At 46.0% G+C, this 374-nt stretch carries 1 pseudogene; it reads left to right on the forward strand.

Annotated features, from left to right (window positions below):
* A pseudogene (locus SORDD15_RS09740) lies at positions 1-374 on the forward strand (3-phosphoshikimate 1-carboxyvinyltransferase); the annotation flags it as partial.

A 374-nucleotide genomic window follows, 5' to 3' on the forward strand; every position in this document is an offset into this window, starting at 1 on the left:
ATGGGGTTATTACCATTCAAGGTGTTGGAATGGATGGCTTAAAAGCGCCACAAAATGCCCTTGATATGGGAAATTCTGGCACTTCGATTCGCCTGATCTCAGGTGTACTTGCTGGTGCAGACTTCGAAGTAAAGATGTTTGGAGACGATAGTCTTTCTAAACGTCCTATGGATCGTGTGACGATTCCATTGAAAAAAATGGGTGTTAGCATTTCGGGGCAAACTAAGCGAGACCTGCCCCCTCTTCACCTAAAAGGGACGAAAAACCTTACACCTATTCACTATGAGTTGCCAATCGCCTCTGCTCAAGTCAAGTCAGCCTTGATGTTTGCAGCCTTGCAGGCTCAGGGGGAGTCTGTGATTATCGAGAAAGAA

The organism is Streptococcus oralis (genome assembly GCF_001578935.1).
GTDB classification, from domain to species: Bacteria; Bacillota; Bacilli; order Lactobacillales; family Streptococcaceae; genus Streptococcus; species Streptococcus oralis_R.